Annotated in this window: 23 protein-coding genes and 1 tRNA gene; 6 read left to right on the forward strand and 18 right to left on the reverse strand. The window is 37.6% G+C overall.

What is annotated here, in order from left to right:
• Positions 1-123: 123 nt before the first annotated feature.
• A complete protein-coding gene (locus AC57AW_RS18520; protein ID WP_496353063.1) occupies positions 124-2,118 on the reverse strand; it encodes a S9 family peptidase in 1,995 nt (664 codons plus the stop codon).
• A 206-nt stretch (positions 2,119-2,324) separates the two neighbouring features.
• Here AC57AW_RS18520 and AC57AW_RS18525 point away from each other — a divergent pair, with 206 nt between their 5' ends.
• Positions 2,325-3,191, forward strand: coding sequence for a T9SS type A sorting domain-containing protein (locus AC57AW_RS18525; protein WP_496353064.1), 867 nt, complete (start codon positions 2,325-2,327; stop codon positions 3,189-3,191).
• 53 nt (positions 3,192-3,244) lie between these two features.
• Here the strand turns inward: AC57AW_RS18525 and AC57AW_RS18530 are convergent, their stop codons facing one another.
• Positions 3,245-3,589 carry a phage holin family protein gene (locus AC57AW_RS18530; protein ID WP_496353065.1) on the reverse strand — a complete coding sequence of 115 codons (345 nt, stop codon included), beginning with the start codon at positions 3,587-3,589 and terminating at the stop codon, positions 3,245-3,247.
• 118 nt (positions 3,590-3,707) lie between these two features.
• Positions 3,708-4,130: a PaaI family thioesterase gene (locus AC57AW_RS18535; RefSeq protein ID WP_496353066.1), complete on the reverse strand. Its 423-nt coding sequence runs from the start codon at positions 4,128-4,130 to the stop codon at positions 3,708-3,710.
• A gap of 242 nt (positions 4,131-4,372) precedes the next feature.
• Here AC57AW_RS18535 and AC57AW_RS18540 point away from each other — a divergent pair, with 242 nt between their 5' ends.
• The 5 genes from AC57AW_RS18540 (at position 4,373) to AC57AW_RS18560 (ending at position 7,131) form a co-directional block, all read left to right on the forward strand.
• Positions 4,373-4,795, forward strand: a complete 423-nt coding sequence (locus AC57AW_RS18540) for a hypothetical protein (protein WP_496353067.1) — start codon at positions 4,373-4,375, stop codon at positions 4,793-4,795.
• Between the two features lie 67 nt (positions 4,796-4,862).
• The gene (locus tag AC57AW_RS18545; RefSeq protein ID WP_496353068.1) at positions 4,863-4,997 is read left to right on the forward strand and encodes a hypothetical protein; all 135 of its coding nucleotides are present in this window, start codon (positions 4,863-4,865) and stop codon (positions 4,995-4,997) included.
• A 74-nt stretch (positions 4,998-5,071) separates the two neighbouring features.
• A complete protein-coding gene (locus AC57AW_RS18550; RefSeq protein ID WP_496353069.1) occupies positions 5,072-5,926 on the forward strand; it encodes a helix-turn-helix domain-containing protein in 855 nt (284 codons plus the stop codon).
• 225 nt (positions 5,927-6,151) lie between these two features.
• Complete coding sequence (locus AC57AW_RS18555) at positions 6,152-6,646, forward strand: hypothetical protein (RefSeq protein ID WP_496353071.1); 495 nt, start codon at positions 6,152-6,154, stop codon at positions 6,644-6,646.
• 415 nt (positions 6,647-7,061) lie between these two features.
• Positions 7,062-7,131: transfer RNA gene (locus AC57AW_RS18560), tRNA-Ala, on the forward strand.
• A gap of 18 nt (positions 7,132-7,149) precedes the next feature.
• Here the strand turns inward: AC57AW_RS18560 and AC57AW_RS18565 are convergent.
• From AC57AW_RS18565 to AC57AW_RS18635, 15 genes are all read right to left on the reverse strand, one after another.
• Positions 7,150-9,276 (reverse strand): type IA DNA topoisomerase, encoded by a 2,127-nt coding sequence (locus tag AC57AW_RS18565; RefSeq protein ID WP_496353072.1) that lies wholly within the window; start codon positions 9,274-9,276, stop codon positions 7,150-7,152.
• A 126-nt stretch (positions 9,277-9,402) separates the two neighbouring features.
• Positions 9,403-9,834: a hypothetical protein gene (locus AC57AW_RS18570; protein ID WP_496353073.1), complete on the reverse strand. Its 432-nt coding sequence runs from the start codon at positions 9,832-9,834 to the stop codon at positions 9,403-9,405.
• An 82-nt stretch (positions 9,835-9,916) separates the two neighbouring features.
• The gene (locus AC57AW_RS18575; protein ID WP_496353074.1) at positions 9,917-10,657 is read right to left on the reverse strand and encodes a M17 family peptidase N-terminal domain-containing protein; all 741 of its coding nucleotides are present in this window, start codon (positions 10,655-10,657) and stop codon (positions 9,917-9,919) included.
• A 268-nt stretch (positions 10,658-10,925) separates the two neighbouring features.
• A complete protein-coding gene (locus AC57AW_RS18580) occupies positions 10,926-12,293 on the reverse strand; it encodes an alginate export family protein (protein ID WP_496353075.1) in 1,368 nt (455 codons plus the stop codon).
• A 2-nt stretch (positions 12,294-12,295) separates the two neighbouring features.
• The gene (locus AC57AW_RS18585) at positions 12,296-12,721 is read right to left on the reverse strand and encodes a DoxX family protein (RefSeq protein ID WP_318848814.1); all 426 of its coding nucleotides are present in this window, start codon (positions 12,719-12,721) and stop codon (positions 12,296-12,298) included.
• A 217-nt stretch (positions 12,722-12,938) separates the two neighbouring features.
• Positions 12,939-14,711 carry an amidohydrolase gene (locus tag AC57AW_RS18590; protein WP_496353076.1) on the reverse strand — a complete coding sequence of 591 codons (1,773 nt, stop codon included), beginning with the start codon at positions 14,709-14,711 and terminating at the stop codon, positions 12,939-12,941.
• A gap of 58 nt (positions 14,712-14,769) precedes the next feature.
• Positions 14,770-15,459, reverse strand: coding sequence for a hydrolase (locus AC57AW_RS18595; protein WP_496353077.1), 690 nt, complete (start codon positions 15,457-15,459; stop codon positions 14,770-14,772).
• Positions 15,460-15,501: 42 nt separating this feature from the next.
• Positions 15,502-16,377 carry a pirin family protein gene (locus tag AC57AW_RS18600; protein WP_496353078.1) on the reverse strand — a complete coding sequence of 292 codons (876 nt, stop codon included), beginning with the start codon at positions 16,375-16,377 and terminating at the stop codon, positions 15,502-15,504.
• Between the two features lie 383 nt (positions 16,378-16,760).
• Complete coding sequence (locus AC57AW_RS18605) at positions 16,761-17,345, reverse strand: Crp/Fnr family transcriptional regulator (RefSeq protein ID WP_496353079.1); 585 nt, start codon at positions 17,343-17,345, stop codon at positions 16,761-16,763.
• Between the two features lie 10 nt (positions 17,346-17,355).
• Positions 17,356-17,667: a hypothetical protein gene (locus tag AC57AW_RS18610; protein WP_496353080.1), complete on the reverse strand. Its 312-nt coding sequence runs from the start codon at positions 17,665-17,667 to the stop codon at positions 17,356-17,358.
• A 126-nt stretch (positions 17,668-17,793) separates the two neighbouring features.
• Positions 17,794-19,404 carry a Na+/H+ antiporter gene (locus AC57AW_RS18615; protein WP_496353081.1) on the reverse strand — a complete coding sequence of 537 codons (1,611 nt, stop codon included), beginning with the start codon at positions 19,402-19,404 and terminating at the stop codon, positions 17,794-17,796.
• A 243-nt stretch (positions 19,405-19,647) separates the two neighbouring features.
• On the reverse strand, positions 19,648-20,268 hold the full coding sequence (locus AC57AW_RS18620; protein WP_496353082.1) for an alpha/beta hydrolase: 621 nt from the start codon (positions 20,266-20,268) through the stop codon (positions 19,648-19,650).
• 5 nt (positions 20,269-20,273) lie between these two features.
• Complete coding sequence (locus tag AC57AW_RS18625; RefSeq protein ID WP_496353083.1) at positions 20,274-21,227, reverse strand: ring-cleaving dioxygenase; 954 nt, start codon at positions 21,225-21,227, stop codon at positions 20,274-20,276.
• Between the two features lie 158 nt (positions 21,228-21,385).
• Positions 21,386-21,682, reverse strand: coding sequence for a GNAT family N-acetyltransferase (locus tag AC57AW_RS18630; protein ID WP_496353084.1), 297 nt, complete (start codon positions 21,680-21,682; stop codon positions 21,386-21,388).
• Positions 21,683-21,740: 58 nt separating this feature from the next.
• Complete coding sequence (locus tag AC57AW_RS18635; RefSeq protein WP_496353085.1) at positions 21,741-22,673, reverse strand: ring-cleaving dioxygenase; 933 nt, start codon at positions 22,671-22,673, stop codon at positions 21,741-21,743.
• Positions 22,674-22,695 lie beyond the last annotated feature (22 nt).

Genomic DNA, 22,695 nt, shown 5'->3' on the forward strand with positions numbered 1-22,695 from the left:
TTTCACGGATTATGCAGATTAAAAAACACAATCTTATTTATATTTTGGCTAAAGCCATTGTATTTTTTTTATAAAAAAAGCGGGCTAAAGCCCGCTCCTATTGATATTTTATTCTTATTGATCTTATAAAGTTTCCTTCAGCCAATCGAAAAATTCTCTCTGCCATACCAATCCGTTTTGTGGATGAAGTACCCAGTGGTTTTCGTTCGGGAAGTAAACCAGTTTAGATTTTAATCCTCTTAATTTTGCAGCCTGGAACGCTTCCTGACCCTGCTCGTAAGGAACACGGAAATCAATTCCTCCCTGAACGATCATAATTGGTTTGTTCCATTTATCTACAAAATTGCTTGGGTTGAATTCTGTATATGCTTTTGGTTGTGGCTTTTCCCATGGTGAACCAAGATCCCAGTTTGCAAACCAAAGTTCTTCTGTTGTCAGATACCAAGATTTCATATCAAATAATCCATCATGAGCGATGAACGTTTTGAATCTGTTTTCATGAATTCCGGCCAACATAAATACGCTGTATCCTCCGTAGCTCGCTCCTACAGCTGCTACTCTGTCACCGTCTACGTATGGTAACGTTTTTGCAAAATCTGTTGCTGCCAGATAATCTCTCATCGGCTGTCCGCCCCAGTCTCTTGAAATTTCTTCATTCCATTTTGTTCCCCAGCCCGGCATACCTCTTCTGTTTGGTGCTACCACAATATAATCGTTGGCTGTCATCAGGGCAAAGTTCCATCTTACACTAAAAAACTGAGTAAGCGCAGACTGCGGACCACCCTGACAGTATACCAAAGTAGGATATTTTTTGTTCGGGTCAAAGTTTGGTGGGTAATGAAACCACACGCCCATTTCTTTACCGTCTGAAGTTTTTACCATTTTAAGTTCAGATTTCCCCTGAGCCAGCTTAGCATAAGTTTCTTTGTTGGCTTCAGTCACCTGCTTCATTTCTCCGTTTTTAACGTTTACAGAGAAAAGTTCTGTTGCGTGGTTTACGTCTGTTCTTCCTACTAAAAGTGAAGTTTTATTGTCTGTAAAGATTTCGTTGACGTCAAAATCTCCTTTTGTAATCTGCTGTACTTTTGCTGATTTTGAATCAAGGGCAAAAAGCTGTTTCGTTCCTCTGAATGCTGCTGTAAAGTAGATTGTTTTTGAATCTGCTCCCCAAAGTACATCTCCAGAAACACTTTCGTCCCAGCCTGAAGTCAGATTAGTTGTCTTCCCAGACTTCCAATCCATGATTTTCACATCATTCTTATCTGCTTCATACCCGTCTCTGGCCATACTCTGCCAGATCAGAGATTTTCCATCCGGACTGAATTTAGGATTTACATCATATCCTTTGTTGGATTCCGTAAGGTTTTTGGTTGTACCTGATGCTAAATCGTAAGCAAAAATATCTGTATTGGTACTTGTAGAATAGTCTTTTCCACTTTTAGGTTTTGTAACATATAAAAGCTGTGCAGAATCTGAACTCCAGATAAAGTCTTCAGCACCCCCGAAAGGTCTCTGAGGAGAATCCCACATTTTCCCTTCCAGCAGGTCTTTAGCTGATTCTGCTTTATCAGAAGTATTTACTACAAATACATGGTTGTATTTTCCTTCATTGAAATAATCCCAGTGTCTGTGGTTCAGATCTGTGTACACCTGAGCCGTAGTTTTAGGAGTATCAGCGAATTTATCTTTCCCCATTACTTTTTCTACCAATACCTGCTTGCTGAAAGCAATTTTCTTCCCGTCCGGAGAAATGACAACATTATCAACTTCACCGATGGTATAAAATTCTGTCCAGATTTTCCCTGCATCTTTAGAAAGATAGATTTTATCGCCTTCCTGAGCATAGATCCCGTTTTTATCCCATTGAATAAGGGCTTTTTTACCGAGATCAATTTTGGAAGACTGATTATTAAGAACATTCAGAAAATAGTTCTCGTTTTTTGTTTTCTCTGTTTTCAGATCTACCTGTCCTACTTTATAGATAAGAGAACCCTGATCCGGTGAAACAGCCTGTACTCCAACTTTTTTCAAAGTCCAAAGAATTTCAGGTGTCATTACTTGTTGTGCATTCATTAAAAGCGGAGCTGCCAAGGCCAGCAGACTGTACTTAAGTTTCATATATCGATATTCATTTTTAACGGATGTACAGAATCCTGCCGATTTCGTACCCTCCTTTTATTAAACTCAAAGATTGCCAAAGTTAATATTTAAAATAAAGATGAACGAAAGAATTAACATTTAAGTTTTCTAAAGTTTAAAGTAAGTTATTTATTAATAGGTAAATTGTATTAATTTTATAAAAAACAAACTAATATCCATCTTCCATGAAAAAGTTTCTACTTATTTCGTCATTTCTTGTATCATCATTCTTTTTTTCTCAGCTAACGATGAGCCCTTTTGCAAGTCATTATGATAATCCTTATCAGGTCACTATTAACGGAATCGGAACTATTTATTACACAACTGATGGAAGCACCCCGACACTAAGTTCAAGCTCAGCTGCCAGCAGTGTGCAAATTCTTATTGATCATAATAAAGAAATCAAAGCATTTTTGGTGAACGGGCAGGGAAATCCTTCTGTTGTTATCAGTAAAAAATATTACACCGGAACTATTCCTTCTGCTGTTATTTATTTTAAAGCGCCTTCTACATGGACGGGAGGAAGCTGTGTAATGGTGGATAGGGTTAACCCTAATGCAGTCAACGGATTTGCTATGGATACATTCTGGCCGGGAATAACAATGCAGGCTGCAGGCTGCGAATCATGGTACAAGACTACCGGAGAGTTTGAAAATGCCAACCTTCGTTTTAATAACTGCACTCTTTTTGAAAATATTCCTCAAACCATAAGTTCGAATCTTATTCCGGCAGGAAGTACATTATACTATGACTTTACAAATGGTATTATCACAACTCCACCTTCATGTTTATTTTTGACAAGCCATGAAACCATGTCAAAGAATAAGACTGTTTTGATCAAGGTATATCCGAATCCGGTTTCAGATATTTTAAAAATAAATACAGATCGACAATTCCAGCAGTATGAGATTATAGATTCAAGTGGTAAAGTACTTTTACAGGATCAATTCACCAAAGAAATTACAATCAGCCATCTTATTTCAGGGAATTATTTTCTAAGAATGAAAGACCAGCAAGGTGATTTAGTTGTAGTAAAATTCATTAAGAAATAAAAAAATCCGCTCAAAATTGAGCGGATATTTTTTATTGTGATCTATTATTTTAATTAATCTCCATCTGAGAACATTGAATTTGCCAGAGATGTCACTATTGACAGCAGGATACTGAAGATAAATGCCCACCAGAAGCCTTCTACCATCATACTATCTATGAAATAGTCTGCAATCAGGATAATTCCGGCGTTGATTACCAATGCAAAGAATCCTAACGTAAGGATCGTTAACGGCAGACCAAACAGGCTTAAAATCGGCTTTACAAATATGTTGAGAACCCCAAGCACAATAGCAAAGATAATGGCTGAAGAAAACGTTTCAAAATGTACTCCCGGTAAGATTTTGGTCAAAAGATAGGCTACTATCGCTGTTACAAGTAATCGGATAATTAAGTTCATTGAGTTATTTTTTAATGTTTATGGGGTGTATGGAGCAAAAGCCATTCCATTTCGAAAAAAAGAATTCCGTGAAACCCTTTATTTAAAGAATATTTTGTCTCTTATTTCCCTTAGTCGGTTATTTTATTTTCATCATGGTGACCAATGAGGTGGCCACGTGACTTTCTGAGTCGGAACCTTCATTCCGAACATAAATTTCCGTTCTCACCACAATGATTTTCCCTCCGCCTTTGATTACATAGGATTTGGAAACCAACGCATCACCCATGGCAGGACGAAGATAATTTACTTTCAATTCAACTGTTACCACATAACAGTCTTCTGGGTAATGACTTACTGCTGCATATCCAGAAGAAACATCTACCAGAGACGCAATCATAGCTCCGTTGAACATTCCTGCTTTTCTGGTCATCATTTCCATTTTAGGAATCTTCATGGATATAAAATCGGTTTCTACTTCCAACAGTTCTGCTTTATAAAACTGTAGTGTTTCCGAGCGGCCGAAGCTGTCTGTAATGAGTTTCTTTTTCTCTGGTGTCATTATTTTTTGAATTTGCATGTAAAGGTAGAAATTGATTTAAAGATTAAAGAATTTAAAGATTAAAAATTTCCAGCCGCAGGTAGCTTTGAGGATACTGATATCAACTTATGCTGCTACTTGATCTCTATGTGAATATTTAAACCTTATAGGTATTGGAAACCTGTAAGGCTTGGTGTGTGGTTTGTTCAGCAATAATTAAAATTTTTCAGTTCAAAAGATTAGCTTTGCAGGAAAGCTTTATCATGGGTTTAAAAAGTTTTTTCCAATTTTTAGGTTTAGTTGCAGGCTTCAGTTTTCAGGCGCAGACTCTGCATTTGTATGGCGGTGCAGATCAGAATCAATATCTGGGATGCTTAAACTGCGATAATTTTGATAAGACTTCGATATGGAATAAGTTTAGTGATTACGGAAATGCATTCAGTTCAAAATCTATCTGGAATAGGTATGGAAATTATGGAAGTACCCACAGCACCTACTCTCCATGGAATGCGTATGGGGCTTATCCTCTGAAAATCGTTGATCAGGATGGAAACTTCTTTGGCTTTTTTACGGTAAATCCTTATCAATCTGAAAGGTCTGAACTGGAACTGGCAGTAATTCTATACCAGCATCATGAGGAGATTAAAAATGATGTAGGTGGCTGGTATGAGAAATTGTTCCGGTAAACCACCCCGTCCGGAGGAAGAGAATTTTCACGTCTTCAGTTGAGATATTTTTATTAGAATAAAAGGTATGAAAAGTATATGGCTGGATTCCTACGGAATGACAAAGTATGCGGATATGCGGAACGGTATACTTTTATTCATTAAAAATATGAATGAGAAAGAAGAATGCAGAAGTGTAGATGTTTCATCCAACATAAAATAGAATACAGTTTGCTATTGTAAAGAAAAAATTATTTAAATTTCCCGTGATTCATTTCAAAACAAATCTCTTCTATTATGCTGAATGATTACAAAAAACACGAATTGTTTGGAAAGACTCTGATCCAAAAAATTGATATGACAGGGCCATTCAGATATGATTTTCCGGTTTCGGAGCAAGCCTGTTTTCTGTATGTAATCAAAGGAGAGTTTCAATATAAAACAGATGAACATGAATTTGATGTTCCTGCCCACTATTCCCTGTTTCTGAACTGTATCAGTTCTGGAAAGCATATTCAGAATTCAAATGTAGAAAGTAACTGCCAGGTCGTCATTGTGACCTTCTACCCCGATATCCTGAAAAGAATTTACGACAGAGAATTACCTTCCTTACTGCAAAGGCCTGTAAACATGGTTTCAAATCAATCCAGTGAGAAAATAAGTAATGATTTTCTGATTCAAAAATATGTAGAAGGGCTTCTTTTTTACTTTGAAAATCCTTCTCTCATTAATGAAGATATATTAATTCTTAAGCTAAAAGAGATCATGTTATTGCTGGCTCAATCACAGAATGCGAATACCATTCAATTGATTTTGTCACAACTTTTCTCTCCTACCACCTATACTTTTAAGCAAATTATTGAAGCCAACTTATTTTCGCAGCTTACCATTGAACAGCTTGCAGAACAAAGTAATCTGAGTATATCATCCTTCAAAAGAGAATTCGCAAAACTCTATAATGATACTCCCGCCAATTATATAAGAAACAAAAAACTGGAAAAGGCCGCCGAACTGCTTTTAATATCAGATGAACGGATTACTGATATCGCTTTTGACTGCGGATTTAATGATCTGGCGACTTTTACAAAAAATTTCAGCGACAAATTTCATATTTCCCCTTCAGGCTATCGTCAGGAACGGAAAGAAAGATAATTGGAAAACTATTTTATACAAATTACACCTGCATTTCTTATTTCAATAAGAAGTGCTTTTTTTGAACCAAAATATCAAATTATTGAACGAAATCACAAAACTATTTCTATGTTTCTATCGCAAATTTGTACCAACAGTTTCAGGGAATAACTTTCCTCTTCAGATGCCGTGAAAAGCAAAAAAGAATAAGAAACTGAATGAGTATAAATTTAAAATACTATCAATATGCATCTATCAATTTTAGGAATTTTCCATACCATTATTGGTATCAGTGCCCTTGCCGGCGCAATAATCGGATTTATCAAATATGGTAAGATTAACCTAGCTCATCTATCCGGAAAGGTCTACTTTTACGCTACGCTCATTACGTCACTTTCAGCCTTGGGAATCTCAAAAGCAGGAGGTTTCAATGCCGGGCATGTCTTCTCTCTGTTTATAGTCGTTTTGATCTCTGTTGCTTACTTTCTTTTCTCGAGCAAAAAGGAAAACAGGAAAGCCAGATATTTTGAGAATTTTTTGCTGTCATTCAGCTTTTTTCTGTCTCTTGTTCCAACAATTAATGAGACTTTTACAAGGGTTCCCATCGGACATCCTTTAGCTAAAGACATCAATGATCCCATCATTGGTCAGACCCTGCTTGTTATTTTCCTGCTTTTTGTAGCTGGATCAATCTTTCAGTTTATGAAGCAGAAAAAAGAGAATGTGGAAATTTCAGGATGATAGTGTATTTAGAAAAACAGTAAACCCACGCCGTTAAAAATTCTCTGAATTTTCGCCCCCCCTCCAAAAGAGGGGAATTTTTGTGCTTCAGCTGAGGCATTTGTATTATGATGAAGATTGTGAAGGTCTGTAAAATAAGGGTGGATTCCTACGGAATGACAAACTGTATGGACAAACTAAGCGTTGTAATTGTTATTCCGTAGAATCTCGGTATAAATGAAAAACCGGAAGATTGTTGGAAAACGCAAAGGCGCAAGTTGTTCCCAAGTTGTCTGTTTTTAAGGCGCAAAGATTTTATATCCGATAAAATTTAAAATTATTCGAAGATCCAGATTCAATACTATCTAAAATTGTATCGGCTGTCTGTATAAAGTTTCAGCCGTTATTTTATTTCTTTGAAGAACAATGTTCATATAGCGTACATTGAATGCTACCGCGTTTGACTGGCAGTCAAAAGGTCACGGGTTCGAATCCCGTATTCTCCACTCAATGATGATATTTAACTAGCTAAGTTGTGTCTGAAAGTCATCGCTCAAAGTCAAAACACCTTCTGCTATAGCTTCCGGATGAGTGGTAAAGCCTTTTAATTTTGAAGTCTTCCCTTTTAAAACAAGGTCTAAAAGCTGTTTATCTGATAATTTTTTACCGAAAATTTCAAAGGTAATTTTAAAACCGCAGTTTTTGAAATCGGAACATCCTACCGCTGTTTTTCCTTTGATCAGGTTGTGTTCTTTACATTTCGGACATTTTGTTTCTTCCCAGGACTGAAGTTCTTTTTTCTGTGCAGGTTCTCTTTTTTTCTTCTCCTTTACTTCTTCTTTTTCCTCTTCCTGCAGGGTAATCACTTTTCCTTTTCCGTACACTACTTTTTCGGTAAGCTCTGTCACCATTTGGATCAGTTCTTCTTTGAAAAGATTAGCTTCATACTCACCTTTTTCTATTCTACGAAGTTTTGATTCCCATTCACCAGTCAGTTCCGGACTTTTTAAAAGTTCGTCTTCGATGGTGTCGATCAACTGAATTCCGGTTTGGGTAGCGATGAGGTTTTTCCTTTTTTTCTCGATGTATTTTCTTTTGAAAAGGGTTTCAATGATGTTGGCACGGGTGGATGGTCTTCCGATCCCGTTGTTCTTCAGCATTTCACGCAATTCTTCATCTTCCACCTGTTTTCCGGCCGTTTCCATCGCTCTCAGCAAGGTTGCTTCCGTGTAAGGTTTTGGAGGCGTAGTTTTCCCCTGGTGAATCTTTGGATCGTGAGGTCCGGTTTCTCCTACAATAAATTCAGGAATGGTTTGTTCTTCCTCTTTTTCTTTGTCCTTATCTGTGGTTTCTTCTTTAGGTTCTTTAGCATAAACCGCTCTCCATCCTGCTTCAAGCACCTGTCTTCCGCTGGTTTTGAATGGAATGGTTCCTACTTTCCCTTCTACCAACGTATTGGAGATTTTACATTCAGGATAGAATACCGCTATAAAACGCTTTGCAATCAGATCATAGATCAGTTTTTCTTCCCTGCTCAAATTTTGAGAAGGTGGAATTTCCGTAGGAATGATCGCATGGTGATCGGTTACTTTGGTATCGTCGAAAACGGTTTTTGATTTTGGAATCGGAGCTTCCAGTAACGGAGCAATCAGATCCTGATATGGATACATTTTCTGAAGAATCCCTGTTATTTTCGGATATAAACTTTCGGATAGATAGGTGGTATCAACACGCGGATAGGTTACATGCTTTTTTTCATAAAGGCTTTGGATATAGTTCAACGTATTTTCTGCTGAATATCCGTATTTTTTGTTGGCTTCCACCTGAAGTCCGGTCAAATCAAAAAGTCGTGGATTTTTTTCTTTTCCTTCTTTAATTTCGAAAGAAACGATCTCAAATGGATTGACTTTAAGATATTCCAGTCCTTTTTCTGCACGTTCCAATGTTTTTAAACGATCAATCGCTGCATTGAAAATAACGTCACGGTATTTGGTTTTCAGCTCCCAATATTCTTCTGTAGTAAAGGCATCAATTTCTTTCTGACGCTGCACCAGCATGGCCAATGTAGGAGTCTGCACTCTTCCAATGGAAAGAACGGCCTTATTGCCACCAAATTTTTTGGTGAAAAGTCTGGTCGCATTGATTCCCAATAACCAGTCTCCTATCGCTCTGGCATTTCCCGCCAGATATAGGTTTTTATAATCTTCTGCAGGTTTTAAACTTGCAAAACCTTCTTTAATAGCATCTTCCGTCAATGAAGAAATCCATAAACGCTGGATAGGTTTATTACATTTTGCTTTCTGCAATACCCAACGCTGAATGAGTTCTCCCTCCTGCCCGGCATCCCCACAGTTGATGACCTCATCACATTCTTCGACTAATCTTTCAATCACTTTAAACTGATTTTCAACGCCTTTATTCGGGATCAGCTTGATTCCAAAACTGTTGGGAATAATGGGCAGTGAAAAAAGATTCCAGGATTTGAACTGTGGACCGTAGTCGTGAGGTTCTTTCAGGGTACAAAGGTGTCCGAACGTCCATGTCACGCAATAGCCGTTCCCTTCCATATAGCCCTGTTTAGGCATGGTAGCGCCCAATACTTTGGCGATATCTCTGGCAACACTGGGTTTCTCGGCAATACATAATTTCATGAACTCGGGGGTTTATTGAAGAGGGCAAAAATCGGGATTTTTTTTGGATTTTGCTAATTTAGTTCGGTGTTGATCTTTGATAATTTATAGACACGAGTATTCTAAACCTACCAGCAATATTAATAATTACGAGCTGACAAACATTACTTTTTCTGCCCCATTTATTATATTCAAATCCAGCCTTTCAATAAGAAAATTTACATCTTCAGCAAACTTCTTCCTCAGGTAACCGTCTTCAATATCATGTCCATACGCTATCTTTTTATAAAAATCGGGTTGGTTTTTCAATGCATCATTCAGTTGTATCAGATTAGATTTTAAAATCTCCATATCAATATATTCTTCATAAAAATTCCAGAAATCCAATATTTTCAAGTCTATATGCAAGACTCTTTCTATTTGACACAATAATCTGTCATCATCTTCCAGGCCATCACCGGTCATAACCAGATTTAAACCGTCTCTTCCATCAAAACGGTATTGATCTCTCAGGTTCAGATATTGCCATAAAGGTTCCTCTTTATCAAACACAAAACTTATTTCAAGTCCTAATCCCATATTATTTTCTTAAAAGTAAATATAACAAAAAGCCCCCTTAAAAAAGGAGGCCGAATCAACAATAGTAATGAAACTAGGTTCATTATTTCTTTTGGACTTCTGAAATGGCATCGGCAATTCCGCCGCCTGCGGTTTCAAAGAAGGCAGGACCAGCCAGAAGATATACTTTTTCTAATTTTTTTGTGGTGGATAGTTTGTGTTCTTTCAGGTAATTTTCAGAACGGTTGGCGTGTACAATTCCTCTTACCACGTTTCCTGCTATCAAAGCGGTTGGAGAATCTATACCTGCATCTTTCAGATCACTGGCGAAGGCAAAATTGGTAACGCCTAATCTCATCGCTTCGCGGGCAGCCACTTCTCCTACGGAAGTCATTAAGTCAGGGGTAAATTTGTTACGGTCGCCCAAACCGATTAACAATAATTTCTTTGCAGACATAGATCCGGCAGGTGGTGTAATTAAAATGGTTTCTAAAGAATGTCCCTGAAACTGTCCTGCTTTTCTGATATTGGTCAGTTCACCCTTTAACGCCTCATCTAAATGAACCAAGCCATTCAGTTTTGCGGGTAAAGCCTGAGCATTGAAGATGTCTCCTTCTGTATATTCAAAAACACAGGCTACCTGAAGCTGGGCATCAGCGGAGGAAGGTCCCTGTACCAATCCTACCATGGAAATTCCGTCTACAGTTCCCCATGTTTTAGAGGTTCCGATGGCAGTTGTCTTTGCAGATGCTGTAGTAGTGGTTTGTGCAAAACTTAGCGTAGAGAAAGCTAAAGCTGTGATTACTAATGAGTGTCTTAAGCTATTTTTTAGTGTATTTTTCATGAGATTTATTTTTTGTTATTTGTTATGAGTTTCGGGATGCGAGTTGTAAATGTTGTTTGTTGGGTAACGCAAAGGCGCAAGGTTTTTACATACTTTATTTTGTAAGGCGCAAGTCGCGTTGCTCCGGCTATTTCTTGTTTTTTCAAAGGTAGTTTCTGTGATGGATAGGTGCATTGATGTGGGGTAATTTTTGTTGCGGGGTTCGGGATGCGAGTTTTCGGGGTTCAGGATACGGGTTACGGGTTTTGATCTTTATAAAATTTATCTGTTAAAATTTAAATACAATTCTGGAGTTGATAAAGAGTCCATCTTTGTGGTTGTCGATCACATCGTTGATGAAAGCGCCTGTGTTGAAATATTGTATTCCTGTATTAAAGGTTAAGAATTTATTGATTTTATAATTAAAGCTTCCTAAGAAAGCGGTTCCGATATATCTCTTTGTTGAGTTGGAAGATGGCAGGTTCAATGTTCCACTGGGTCTGTAAATTCCGTCCTGGGTAGAATATCTCCAGTTGAAAACGACATCTGCCTGAACAGTTATTTTTTCACTCAAATCTACAGTTGCATAGGGATGAATATCAATCAGATTCACAGGTCCGATCTGAGGATTAAATCCAAAATATCCTCCTTTCGGATACAAAGGGTTGAATGTTCCCAGCTTTCCGTCTCCTTTATTGCTGTCTCCTGAGATATAATCGTTTCTAAGGTTGATGGTTGGTTTTCCCTTTACATTTTCGAACATATATCCGATGTCTGCAGAAGCCGTCCATGCGCTGATATTCCCTTTATTGAAGTTTCCAAACTGATAGGCTGCTTCAAAATTGTAGATAAAACCACCACCATATCTCCAGAATCTCCCTCCTAAAGTGTGTCTGTTTTCATCTGAAACTCCATCTTCAAAACGTACATCTTTCCTGTGAATTCCTAAATAATACAACTCTAGATTTCCACTTCTTGGAATAATCAGCGTGTTGTAACTTCCCCAAAGGTTAATTGATTTTGAAGATTTATTATCGAATGCTCCGGGACTGATTTCACTGGCGGCCATCATAAAGGCATCGGATCTGAAATTTTCTCTTTTGTACATGAATTTTAATCCGTCAAAATAGAGTCTTAAATTCGGACCTTCTCTCACGGAGATCAGTCTTCCGCTTCCATAATCCAGTTCCTGTCTTCCGGCACGCACCGTTAGTTTTTCTTTCTCATTTTTCAGGATATCTACATCAATGAAAAGATTCTGAATATTCAAATGGTCTTCATCAATAGGTCTCGGTCCGTTCTTCCTTCCGTTTTCCCAAGCACTTCTCACCTGTCCGAAAATTCTTACCCGTGAACCTAAATGCAAATCTGCATGCATATTATACCTTTGAATGAGAAAAGGATTGCTTCCAATTCCTGATCTTCCCCAATCTTCATTGTTAAAATCTACAAATTCCAGTCTTGCTTCTCCCCCTACCGACAAATAGTTCTTATTATTTTCCGTAATAGGGATATATTTTATGGAATTATAAAAAGTCTTTGCAGAGTCTTTATACGTGGAATAATCCTCATCAAACCTCATCAGTTTGAACTGTGCAGAAAGCTGAGCTGGAATGAAAATTTGCAGCAAAAGTGCAATGGCAATCAGTTTTTTCATGATCATTTCTTGGTTAAAAAATTATCCACTGAGTATTTCCCAGCCCCCATAAACAGTAAAAACAGGTAACATAAGCTGTACATAAAAGGAGTGTCTTTCACCAGTAATGCATCATTCCAATGCAGGATAAAGTATCCCGTAAGGGTCACCGCCAAAATAGGCAATACTGCAATTCTTGTGAAAAATCCAAAGATCACAAACACCGGAAATACCAGGTTGGCAGCATCTGCAAAAAGACTGTTGAAGGCTTCCGGAAGATGCAATGGGTTTGGAACCTGCTCTGCTTCTGAAACACCTACTCCTAATTTTTTTAATCCGTGAGCTACGATTAATTCTGCAGAAAGTAAGACTCTGAAAACTAAAAGTGCCATGTCTGTTAATTTTCCTGACGGATTGGTATTGGTTATGATGTGGATTAGCTTTTTCATGATCTAAATGGAATTTTTAAGAGTGAGTTTGATTGAGAAAATTTTGTTTAACCGCAGATTACACGGATGGGCACAGATGATTGTGAATATTTTATACTACTGATGGTTTTGCGTGTAGGGCCACCCCGTCAAAAATTCTTTGAATTTTTGCCACCTCTCCGGAGGAGGGTAATTTTTGCTCTTTCAGTTGAAATATTTGTGGCTTTTGTGGTTTACATTATTTGGTTTGATAGCCTCCGTAATATTTTACCGGTGACCAGCCCGGGATAACAGGAAGAGGTGCCGGAGCATCGGTTTTGTAAGTGTCGTCTCCATACACTACTTTTCCGTCTACAATCGTCAGTTTTGAAGTAATGTTCTTGATTTCTTCGTCATTGACTGTGAAATAATCTTTGTCTAAAATGGTAAGGTCTGCAAAATATCCTTTTTGTATTTTTCCTTTCTGATAGTCTTTTATTAATTCATATCCGCCATAGGTAGAAAGTGATAAGGCTATTTTCCTGTCCAATGTATTTTCTTTGCCCATTACCTGATTTCCTCCGATTGTTTTTCCTGTAGTAATCCAATATAAAGCAACCCATGGGTTGTAGCTGGCTACTCTGGTTCCGTCTGTTCCCAATCCTACGGGAATTCCCATTTCGAGCATTTTTTTCACCGGTGGAGAAGCTAAAGCTGGTTTTTTACCATATCTGTGGATGAAACTCTCACCCTGATAAGCCATTCTGTGCTGTATGGCAATTCCGCCGCCCATTGCTTTGATTCTTTTCATATTGTCTTCGGTAACGGTTTCGGCATGATCAATAAACCAGACTAATCCGTTCAAAGGAGTTTCTTTGTTCACTTCTTCAATGACATTTAAAAATCTTGTGATACTTTCGTTATAGGTTGCGTGAATTCTGAAAGGCCATTTATTTTTAACCAAAAGACTTACTACTTCTTTCATATTTTTTTCCATGGTTGCAGGAAGTTCCGGTCTTGGGAAAAGGAAGTTTTCAAAATCCGCTCCATCAGATACCAGGTTTTCTCCTCCTCCGTTGACATGATAATCTATTTCGTTGAAATCGTTGTGGCCATGATCGTCAATCTCTACCATCCCGATCCATTTAGTGTAATCTGCAAGCTCAGAGCCTTTCTTCTGGGCAAATAAATAGTAAGGTAAACGAACGGTAATTTTCCCTTCTTTGTTCAACTTATCTGTTGTTCCATAGTCATCAGGAAAATTCTGGAATCCTCCTCCTGCATCCATTACAGCGGTTACTCCCAATCTGTTCAGTTCGGTCATATACTGAAGGGTAGAATTTACTTTTTCTTCTTCTTTCAACTCCGGCAATTTTGCCAATGTTGAATAAAGGATGAAAGCATTGGGTTCTGCCACCAGTAAACCTGTAGGATTTCCGTTGTTGTCTTTCTCTATCAATCCTTGTGCTGGGTTTGGAGTATCTCCGTTGATATTCAGTTCCTGTAATCCGGCTTTGTTCAACCATGCTTTTCCATAAAGATACATGACGAAAGTGGGTACATTTCCTGTTGCTTCATTAATTTCAGTCAGTGTAGGAAGTCGCTTTTCTTCAAACTGATATTCATTCCAGCCTCCTATTACTCTTACCCATTGTCCTTTTGGGGTTCTCTCTGCCTGTTCTTTCAGCATTTCAAGGGCTCTTTTTAAGGATTTTACTCCATCCCAGCGAAGTTCCGTATTGTAAAATCTACCTCCACGAATTACATGCAAATGGCTGTCAAACAATCCAGGAATCACTCTGTTTCCTTTGGCATCAATGACTTTGGTATTGCTGTTTTTTAGTTTTAAAATCTGAGCGTTCGTTCCGGTTTGTAAGATTTTATGGTCTTTTATAGCGACAGCCTGTACTTCGGGATTCTTATCATCCATTGTGGTGATCTTCCCATTAGTAATGATCATGTCTGCTTTCTGAGCATGTAGTATTCCCGTTCCTAAAACCGCAGAAAAGATAAGTGTATTCAGTAATTTCATTATTTCAATATTTTAGTTTGAAGGTTTCGGCAGGCTTTCAGCCTGCCGAAACAGACCATTAGTGTTTTAACATTTCCTGAGCGTACTGAATTCCGATACCGTAAGCTCCACCGTGTTTTTTCATCAGATCATTCACAGGTTTGTAAGTTTCTTTTCTTGCCCAGTCTCTCTGAAGTTCCAATACATACTGAACAGAAGTAATAGGATGTGCCCCAGCCTGAACCATACGGGTGATTGACTGATCATGAGCTTCTTTAGAAATATCACCTGAAGCATCTGTTACCACATATACATCATACCCTTCATCAATTGCTGATAATACAGGCCCTACGATACATACGCTTGTCCATAATCCTGCAAAAACCAGTTTCTTTTTATTTTTCCCTGTAATGGCTTTGTGAGCATTAACATCTTCCCATGTATTCATCGTTGTTCTGTCCACATATCCGCTTGTTGCTTGAGGATATACTTCTAAAATTTCAGGAAAAACAGGCCCGCTGAATGATTTTTCTGCCACCGTTGTTACCACTGTAGGAACATTAAAAATCTTTGATCCTCCTGCTACAAGTGCCACATTGTTTCTTAATTCTTCCATGCTGATGCTTTTTGTTGCAAAAGCCATCTGTCCTTCATGGTCTACAAGTATTACCGCATGATTGGTAGGATTTAATAATGATTTTCCAGGGTTTTGAGCTGATGCAGTTAAGGATAATAAGCCAGCTGCAAATGATAGGATTAATTTTTTCATAATGATTTAATTTAAGGGTTGTTATTTTCTGTTTAATTTTTATTATAGTGTCATTGGTACGTCCATTACAAGGATTTCTGTACCTTCTTTTAGTGCTTTGATATTGATATTCTGAATGTCCCAGACTCCGAATCCATCACGTTCTTCCAAAGTCTCTCCGCCTATTTCTGCGCTTCCTTTCAAAATGAAAACATAAATTCCGTTTCCTTTTTTTCTGATTTGATAAGGTGCTTCCGTATTCTGATCAAAAGTTCCCAGATGAAACCAGGCATCCTGATGAATCCACACTCCTTCGTCATCTGCATTAGGAGAAAGGATCTGTTGAAATTGATTGTGTCCTTTCGTTTTGTCTAAAGTGATCTGATCATATCTTGGCGTAACATTTCTCTTTTTCGGATAGATCCAGATTTGAAGGAATTTTACAAGCTGATCACTGTTTTTATTGAATTCGCTGTGCATGATTCCTGTTCCTGCGCTCATCACCTGAATGTCACCGCTTTTGATAATGGCTGTATTTCCCATACTGTCCTTGTGTTCAAGATCGCCTTCCAAAGGAATACTGATGATCTCCATATTGTCGTGAGGATGGGTTCCGAAACCTCTTCCTGCTTCCACTTTATCATCATTCAGGACTCTTAATACTCCGAAGTGCATTCTTTCAGGGTTGAAATAGTTTGCAAAACTGAAAGTGTGCTGGCTCAACAGCCATCCGTGGTCTGCTTTTCCTCTTGAATCTGCTCTGTGGATGACAGAGTTTTCTTTTATTTTTGATTCTGTATTGGGAAGATGATTGTATCCAATTGGTTCTAATGGTTCGATCTCATCAATCTCATTTTTCATAGTATTCGCCAGAGAAGCTGATGCTACAAACATTCCTGTTCCCAATAATCCTTTCTTTAAAAAATCTTTTCTGTCCATATCAGATTGTTATTTGTTCTTGTTTGATAGGACAAATGTAGAGAGACCGGAAACCCTGCACATTTAACTAGTTTAATAAATGAGTTTACAGCAAAAAAAAAATGCCGGATACGTTTTGTATCCGGCAGTATGATTATAAATAAATGAGATATAAGTAGCCTGTTCTTTCTTGTCTTGTATAGTTTTACCAATAAACTAGAGTATGTAAAGAATATATATGTTTAGATTCCTACGGAATGACAAATAGTACGCTTTCTCTCTCCATACAGTTTGTCATTCCGTAGGAATCTCGCTATTTCTTATCAGTATTGATTATTGAGTTGATAAAATAAAGGAAAGGGTTCTTTAAATTTGAAAGCTTTATTTCTCCTTTTTTGAAAGCTTTATTTCTCCTTTGAAGCAAGACGATTTCTGATGGTGCTTACAAACTCTTTTGAAACCCCAAGATAGGAAGCAATGTAATACTGTGCTACTCTTTGCGGGATTGAAGGATATACTTTGATAAATTCAAGGTATCTGTCTGATGCGGTCTTGGAAATGGTATTTACCAAACGGCTCTGCAGTGTTGCCAGATTTCTCTGAACCAGCATTCTGAAAACTCTTTCGAGTTTCGGAATTTCCTGCAGCAGTTTTTCTTTGGTTGCAGGATTCAGCATATAGATTTCTGAATCTTCCAGGGTTTCAATATAAACTTTTGAAGGTTTCTGCTCCTGAAATGAGGCAATATCACTGATCCACCAGTCTTCAATGGCAAACAGCAGCGTAACTTCAGTACCAGCATCATCCAAACAATACATCCTTATACATCCTTTGTGAATATAACCTTCAAACTGGCATATCTCTCCTTCTCTCAGTAAAACGGTCTTCTTAGGAAATGACTGGCATACCAGCAAATCTGTAAATATTTTTTGTTCTTCGGGAGTGGTTGAGATAAATCGTGTAATATTTTTGATGATATTTTCAAACATAATGTCAGGTTTATCCCTGCAAATTAGGAAAAAGACTGTAAACTTCGTTCTTTAAAAGTCCGCTTCCTCCTCCATAATGATCAATTACTTTAACATCTTTATCTAATCCGGCACAAAATATTTTAATATCTTTTTCAAAATCCTCCTCCAGTCCGGAGCTTAAAAGCACAATATCTACTGTATTCTCTTTTATATATTCGTAGCAGAAATTTTCATCACTTTGTATTTCGGCAGTCCAACCTTCGTTATTTTCTATAATTCTTTTTAAAGTATCGAGAATTTCCTGATTCTTTCCTATGACTAAAAAATGTAATGTTTTCATTTTATTCAATATTTATGTTGTGATTAAGGTAAGAAACGGTTGAGTAAAAAACACATATCTTATACAATCTGTCACAGCTCATACCCTCTCTAACCCGAATTTCGTATCCCGAAACCCGCATCCATCCTACAAATGTTTATTCCCTGTTATTTTCAGTTCATTCAAATCCAGCTGAGATTCTGCTTTTCTAATCTCATCATCACTGAATAATTTTTCACGTTTCATTTTAAATAATTCCTTTCTCTGTAATGCAAAAATATCGAGTATAATCTGATGATATTCTTTAAGATCATTCTGCCTGTTGGAGCACATTTCTAAAGAACTTAAATGACTCTGATGAAGAGAGATATCATTTTCAATCGTATTTTTAAAGTTTTCCACCAGACTGTTGGATTGTAAACTAGATTCGTATTTTTCATTTAATCTGTTTACCGCCAGATTATCTAGTCTGATCTGGATACCTGCCTGCTGTTCATGGGATGGCAAAATAGGATCAATCTCTTCTATTTTAGTAAGCTTAATAATAAGAGGCAGCGTCAATCCCTGAAATACCAATGTCACAAAAATGACTACAAATGTGATAAAAATGATCAGGTTTCTCATGGGAAATTCGGCCTGAGTATTCATCATTACCGGAATAGACAGCGCTGTGGCCAAAGAAACTACACCTCTCATTCCTGCCCATCCTATAATTAATGGGTTTTTCCATCCCGGACTCGGATCACGGCGGGCTTTTTTACTAAGCCATCTTGGAATATGAGCCACAGGATAAATCCATAACATACGTACTGCAATAACGATTAAACTTATAATTAAACCATATTTTATTCCTTCCATTAATGAAACTTCGCCCAATCCATTGATAATATCCGGAAGTTCAAGACCAATTAATACAAAAACCAAAGCGTTCATTACAAAGATCAGGGTATTCCAGACTCCTGTCATATTGATTCTTGTAGTTCCTGTTTTAAAAATTTCATGAGCACGGAAAGACATAAATAAACCTCCACTCACTACAGCCATGACTCCCGAAAAATGAAAATGTTCTGCAGAAAGAAACAGAATATAAGGCGTAATTACTGTAATTGCAGCATCAATGGCGGGTGTAGTGGGTAAAAAACGGTGAATTGCATAAAAAATATGAGCTCCGATAATTCCAACAACAACTCCCATTCCTGCTACCAGAAAAAACTGCCCGGTTGCTTCATGCATTGAGAAAGCTCCTGTCATTACTGCAGCCAGCGCAAATCTGAAAACAATCAGTGAAGAAGCATCATTGATCAGGCTTTCCCCTTCCAGTATAGCAAGAGTACGTTTTGGAACTTTTAATCCTTTTAAAACTGTCGTGGCAGCAACTGCATCCGGTGGTGAAACTATTCCTCCCAATAAAAAGCCCAATGCCAAAGTAAACCCCGGAATCAGCATCTGTGAAGTATAAGCAACTACCAGCGAGGTCAAAAATACCAACCCAAAAGCCAGCAGACTGATGGGACGTTTCCATTTCCAGAAATCATTCCATGAAGTATACCACGCTGCTTCATATAAAAGAGGAGGTAAAAAGATTAAAAATATAATTTCAGGATCCAGCTTTAAAACAGGAACTCCCGGAATAAAGCTAATTCCTAATCCGGCAAGCACCAGAAAGATAGGATAAGCAATCTTAATCCGTTGTGCCAGCATGACCAGCATCATAACGAGTAATAAAAGTCCCAGTATTAAAAGTAGTTGTTCGTGCATAGTTTTTTAAGTTAGAATTTAGATTCTGGATTATATAGGTTTTGGCTAAAGCCCATGGTTTAATTATTTATTGTAAGGCGGGCTGAAGCCTACCTTTACTGAATGATTCTTGATTCTTGATTAGATTCCTACGGAATGACAAAGTGTACGGATAGATAAAGCGCAATATTTGTCATTCCGTAGGGATCTCACCATTACTTAAACACTTAAAGGATCTTTAAAAATAATTCAATGTAAAAGTACTTATTTAAATAGTATTGAGTTGGCCAATTCCATTTCTTCTTCATTAATAGAGTGTCCGAAATTGGCGTACACTTTTTCTGTTACCTCAGCATTCATTTCTCTTAAAATATTGGCTGTAGCATATACTCTTTCTATAGGAACATGAAGATCAGGATTGCTGGTTCCCAGAAAAACAGGGGTTCCGGCAAAGTCTCCTTTATAGTTTTCACGATTGATCTTATCTCCTATTACCCCGCCAATAATGGCAGCTGCTCCACCGAATTTTTGCGCATTACGGGCCAAAAATTCCAGAGTAAGACAAGCACCTTGTGAAAATCCAAAAAAGTATATATTTTCTGGTTTAATTCCTGCATCTACAGCGGCTTTTACTGTTTCTTCAACCATTTCAATGGCTGATGACAACCATGGCTCATTTTGTTCTACTGGTGCTATAAATGAAAAAGGATACCAGGTATGATTCAAAGCCTGTGGTGCTAATAAAGCATAATCTTTTACATTCAAATGTTGAGATAAACTCAGAATATCCTGAGCGCTTCCTCCACGTCCATGAATCATTATCAAAGCTTTCTCTGCTTGTTTTAATGGTATTCCTGCTGTTTTTATATTTAAAATATGACTCATTATTTCTATCTGTATTTTTCTGTTGGATAATTAATTACGGGAAGAACTTCTATCAATCGTTCTCTCCTTTTTTCAAACTGCGGCGGCAACTGCAAATCTTCTCCTAAAAATGCAGCTTCTTCATCTACATCGAACCCAGGACCGGAAGTGGCAATTTCAAACAAAACTCCACCTGGCTCTTTAAAATAGACTGAGGTAAAATATTTTCTGTCCTTTACTTCAGTATGTTCCAATCCATAGGCATTTAACCGCTTTACCATTTCAAGCTGAGATGCAGCATCCGGAGTAGCAAAAGCCACATGATGAACGGTACCTCTTCCTGCCAATCCTTTCAATGCACTAGGCGTAGAAAGCAGATCTACATATTTCCCCGGCATATTCTCTGTTCCCAATCTCAGTCTGTCAGGAGTTTCCTTAATCACTTTATGATCCATCTGAGTCGTCAGAAGAGCCGCTGTTCTTTCATAAGCATCCTGCCAGATTTCTACGTGATGAATTCCTTTTATGGCATAATCTTTAGGAATATAGCCATTGTAATATCCTTTTCTTTCGTCCTTATCATTAAAAACCAACTCCAGACCCAACCCGTCAAAATCTTCAAGATAAATAAAAACTTCCTCAGAAAATCTTTGCTGCGGCTGTTTGAAAGGAATATTAAACTGTTCCAGGCGGTTCGTCCAATAATCCAGTGCATCTATAGAAACTGAAAATGCAGTGGTGTTGAGCATTCCTTTACCATGTCTGCCATTGATCAGATCCTTACCATACGGAAAAGTAGTCATGATTGTTCCCGGTGTTCCATATTCGTCTCCGAAATAAAAATGATAAACATCTGAGTAATCAAAATTGACCGTTTTTTTGACCAATCGAAGTCCTAAAACTCCGGTATAAAAGTCTATATTTTCCTGTGCATTTCCGGTAATTGCCGTAACATGGTGCAGTCCTGTGATAAGTTTCATTGTGTTGATTGTTGTTAATAAAATTGTTGTGATAAGTTAAAAAGATGGAGAAAGTAAAGAGGAAATCGTAAAAAGAAGTAAAGACAAATTTACAATAAGCTTATTTGCCTTTACACTCTCAAACACTTCCACTTTCTGATATTCAAACTTCTATTTCTTTAGAGTTCTTCCTTCATCCACACATCATTGTACTCTTCCGGATGACGTTTGAACTGTGCGTGAACATACGGACACAATGGTGCAATTTTCAAATCGTTTTCTCTTGCATAGGAAACCAATCTTTCTAATAAAATTTTAGCGAAGCCTTTTCCTTCATATTCAGTATTCACTTCAGTATGATAGACCGTCAGTTTTTTTCCAATAACTGAAATATCCATTTTACCTGCTTTGTTATCGTCTGAGAAAAGCTGGATTTCTCCTTTTCTTCCTTCTAAAACTATTTCTGTTCTTTCCATTTTTTTGTTTTTAATTCTTGATTCAAAATTAGCATCTTTATCAGTATTGGCCGATGATCTATGATAAGTTCGGAAGTGCTTTTTCTATTTTATCACGCATTCCTTCATACTGCGCAGGAAGCTTAAGATTTGTTCCCAACTCATTCAAAGGTTCATCCACAGTAAATCCCGGATTGTCGGTTGCAATTTCAAATAGAACACCACCCGGCTCACGGAAATATAAGGAGTAGAAATAGTCTCTGTTGATCTTCGGAGTAATGCTCAGTCCTGCAGATAATACTTTCTCACGATATTCCATCAGAACATTGTCATCTTTTACCCTGAAAGCAATATGGTGATTGGTCCCGGCAGCATTTCTTCCGGCAGGAATTGTACCATTTTCAATAATATCTATAAGATTAGCTGTATCAATGGCATCAGTGGAGAACCTGTATCTTTCACCTTCCTGTTTCTGCAAATCGTAACCTAAAACATCAGTTAGAACTTTGATCGTAGGATCTGCTTTTTGTAAGGTTAAAGTGACATTATGAAACCCTTTCAATGCATATTCATCCTTGATATCATCAGTTGTCCATACTTTTCTGCTGTCATCACCAGATGGTTCTATAAACTGTAACTGAAGGCCGTCCGGATCTTTGAAAGAAATCATTTTTTCTCCAAACACTTCCCCTTCTTCTACGTTTACATTAAAGTTTTGTAAACGGTTTTTCCAGAATTCAAGGCTTCCTTTAGGCACTGAATATCCAATGTGGGTCGCCATTCCGCTTCCGTTGTTTCCTTTACCGATTCCTTCCCATGGAAAGAACGTAAGAATGGTTCCCGGTGTTCCGTTTTCATTTCCAAAATAGAAATGGTACGTTCCCGGATCGTCAAAATTCACTGTTTTTTTCACCAGTCTTACTCCTAAAACCTGAGTATAAAAATCTAAATTTCTTTTGGCATTGTCTGCTATTGCAGTAATATGATGCAGACCTAATATTCTATTGTCCATGTCTTTTAATTTTGATGCTAAA

The sequence above is a fragment of the Chryseobacterium sp. BGA-UO-ETr-SB22 genome (genome assembly GCF_059567885.1).

Excerpts from the sequence above, each read along its gene's own strand:
- AC57AW_RS18625 (WP_496353083.1), bottom strand. The coding sequence starts at position 21,227 with ATGAAACTTATCACAGGACTGCACCATGTTACGGCAATTACCGGAAAT.
- AC57AW_RS18605 (WP_496353079.1), bottom strand. The coding sequence starts at position 17,345 with ATGTTTGAAAATATCATCAAAAATATTACACGATTTATCTCAACCACT.
- AC57AW_RS18570 (WP_496353073.1), bottom strand. The coding sequence starts at position 9,834 with ATGGGATTAGGACTTGAAATAAGTTTTGTGTTTGATAAAGAGGAACCT.
- AC57AW_RS18575 (WP_496353074.1), bottom strand. The coding sequence starts at position 10,657 with ATGAAAAATACACTAAAAAATAGCTTAAGACACTCATTAGTAATCACA.
- AC57AW_RS18630 (WP_496353084.1), bottom strand. The coding sequence starts at position 21,682 with ATGGAAAGAACAGAAATAGTTTTAGAAGGAAGAAAAGGAGAAATCCAG.
- AC57AW_RS18595 (WP_496353077.1), bottom strand. The coding sequence starts at position 15,459 with ATGAAAAAATTAATCCTATCATTTGCAGCTGGCTTATTATCCTTAACT.
- AC57AW_RS18600 (WP_496353078.1), bottom strand. The coding sequence starts at position 16,377 with ATGGACAGAAAAGATTTTTTAAAGAAAGGATTATTGGGAACAGGAATG.
- AC57AW_RS18545 (WP_496353068.1), top strand. The coding sequence starts at position 4,863 with ATGAAAAGTATATGGCTGGATTCCTACGGAATGACAAAGTATGCGGAT.
- AC57AW_RS18585 (WP_318848814.1), bottom strand. The coding sequence starts at position 12,721 with ATGAAAAAGCTAATCCACATCATAACCAATACCAATCCGTCAGGAAAA.
- AC57AW_RS18615 (WP_496353081.1), bottom strand. The coding sequence starts at position 19,404 with ATGCACGAACAACTACTTTTAATACTGGGACTTTTATTACTCGTTATG.
- AC57AW_RS18590 (WP_496353076.1), bottom strand. The coding sequence starts at position 14,711 with ATGAAATTACTGAATACACTTATCTTTTCTGCGGTTTTAGGAACGGGA.
- AC57AW_RS18635 (WP_496353085.1), bottom strand. The coding sequence starts at position 22,673 with ATGGACAATAGAATATTAGGTCTGCATCATATTACTGCAATAGCAGAC.
- AC57AW_RS18610 (WP_496353080.1), bottom strand. The coding sequence starts at position 17,667 with ATGAAAACATTACATTTTTTAGTCATAGGAAAGAATCAGGAAATTCTC.
- AC57AW_RS18540 (WP_496353067.1), top strand. The coding sequence starts at position 4,373 with ATGGGTTTAAAAAGTTTTTTCCAATTTTTAGGTTTAGTTGCAGGCTTC.
- AC57AW_RS18535 (WP_496353066.1), bottom strand. The coding sequence starts at position 4,130 with ATGACACCAGAGAAAAAGAAACTCATTACAGACAGCTTCGGCCGCTCG.
- AC57AW_RS18525 (WP_496353064.1), top strand. The coding sequence starts at position 2,325 with ATGAAAAAGTTTCTACTTATTTCGTCATTTCTTGTATCATCATTCTTT.
- AC57AW_RS18555 (WP_496353071.1), top strand. The coding sequence starts at position 6,152 with ATGCATCTATCAATTTTAGGAATTTTCCATACCATTATTGGTATCAGT.
- AC57AW_RS18580 (WP_496353075.1), bottom strand. The coding sequence starts at position 12,293 with ATGAAAAAACTGATTGCCATTGCACTTTTGCTGCAAATTTTCATTCCA.
- AC57AW_RS18520 (WP_496353063.1), bottom strand. The coding sequence starts at position 2,118 with ATGAAACTTAAGTACAGTCTGCTGGCCTTGGCAGCTCCGCTTTTAATG.
- AC57AW_RS18565 (WP_496353072.1), bottom strand. The coding sequence starts at position 9,276 with ATGAAATTATGTATTGCCGAGAAACCCAGTGTTGCCAGAGATATCGCC.
- AC57AW_RS18530 (WP_496353065.1), bottom strand. The coding sequence starts at position 3,589 with ATGAACTTAATTATCCGATTACTTGTAACAGCGATAGTAGCCTATCTT.
- AC57AW_RS18620 (WP_496353082.1), bottom strand. The coding sequence starts at position 20,268 with ATGAGTCATATTTTAAATATAAAAACAGCAGGAATACCATTAAAACAA.
- AC57AW_RS18550 (WP_496353069.1), top strand. The coding sequence starts at position 5,072 with ATGCTGAATGATTACAAAAAACACGAATTGTTTGGAAAGACTCTGATC.